Raw genomic sequence first — 1707 nt, forward strand, 5'->3', positions numbered from 1 at the left:
ATACACCAAGAACCGATTGGCCGCCTTCTCCCTTTCGTACAGTCCGTAGATCCCGATAAGGAAAAACATCGGCACCAGCGTCGTCTCGAAAAACAGGAAGAACAGGAACAAATCTTGCGCCAAGAAGACGCCGAGCATCCCTGCTTCCAGCAGCAGAAACAGGATGAAATACGTCTTGAACCGCTTCTTGATATGCACCGAAGCGAAGGCCGCCATCGTCGCGACCAGCGCCGTCAAGAAGACGAGCGGCAGCGAGAGGCCGTCGGCGGCCAGCGCGTAGTCGAATTGCACGTGATAGCGGTCGAACGGTATTTGCTGCTGCGAGAAGAACGCCTCCAGCAGCTCCGAGTTCAGCGAGAAGGAAATCCATCGCGCCGTCTCCGCGAACTGGCCGCCTTCCGCCGTCAAGTCGAAGGCGGCGTACAGCCATCCGCTTAATAAGAGCGGCAAGAACGTCGTCCCGATGCCGATCCATTGAATAAGCCGGCCGTTCGTCCGCGGGACGAACAACAGCGCCAACACCCCTAGCAGCGGGGTAAACACGATGAGCGACAAAATCGGAAAGCTGTCCGGCATCTAGAGGAACCTCCTTCCGGCAAGCGCCGCGATGAAGACGAGGCACCCCAGCAGCATAATCAGACCGTAGGTTTGCATCTGGCCGTTTTGCAGCCGCATACCGACCCGGCCGACGCCGACCGCCGCAGCGGAGACGAGCTTGACCGCGCCGTCGACGACGTAATCATCGAAAAGAAGCAGCAGCTTGCCGAGCGCGCGGAACGGCGCGACGACGACGGCGCGGTACAATTCGTCGATGTAATATTTATTTCGAAGCACCCCGTAGAAGCCGGATTCCCGCTTGTACTCCGCAGGCTCCCGCGCAGGGTCGTTGGCCGGCTTCCGATACACCGCGTACCCGATGACGATGCCGGCGATCGCGGCGGCATTGGAAAGCAAAATAACGATCCAATTCGCATGCTCCGTCAGCGACACGCCCGTCAGCCAACCGGCCAGCCACGGCTCGCCGGGCAGGTTGACGAAGCCGGCGACGACCGCGAGCACGCCCAAGACGACGAGCGGCGCCGTCATCACGAAAGGCGACTCATGCGCATGCGAGGCGTCTTTTCCCCGCCATTTCCCGAGAAATACGAGCACGTAGAGACGTGTCATGTAGAACGCCGTAAAGAATGCGGCGAGCAGTCCGACCGCGAAGAGCAACGTACTCCCGTGATGCAGCGTCTCCGCCAAAATCGCGTCCTTCGACCAGAAGCCGGCGAACGGGAACAAGCCCGACAGCGCCAGCGTGCCGATCGCGAACGTGACGGCCGTGATTTTCATTTTCCCGAACAAGCCGCCCATGTCCTGAATGTCCTGCTTGTGCACGGCATGGATGACGCTGCCCGCCCCGAGGAACAAGAGCGCTTTGAAGAACGCGTGCGTGAACAGGTGGAAGATGCCGGCGGCCATGCCGAGATCGGAGCCCATGCCGAGCGCCAGCATCATGTAGCCGAGCTGGCTGACGGTCGAATACGCCAGAATGCGCTTGATATCGTTCTGCGCGACGGCGATCGTCGCCGCGAACAGCGCAGTGAAAGCGCCGACGTACGCGACCACGTCTAAGGCGACCGGGGATGCCAGGAAGACGTCGTACGTGCGCGCCACGAGATACACGCCCGCCGCGACCATCGTCGCCGCGTGGATAAGCGCCGA

The 1707-nt window shown here is 61.0% G+C and carries 1 protein-coding gene and 1 pseudogene; both read right to left on the bottom strand.

Annotation, left to right across the window (positions count from 1 at the left end):
• Window positions 1-576 (bottom strand): annotated as a pseudogene (locus VEZ38_RS00215) (NADH-quinone oxidoreductase subunit M); the annotation flags it as partial.
• A partial coding sequence (locus tag VEZ38_RS00220; RefSeq protein ID WP_324890724.1) for a proton-conducting transporter membrane subunit occupies window positions 577-1707 on the bottom strand: 1131 nt, incomplete at its 5' end.

Source organism: Paenibacillus sp. (assembly GCF_035645235.1).
Classification (GTDB): Bacteria; Bacillota; Bacilli; order Paenibacillales; family YIM-B00363; genus Paenibacillus_AE.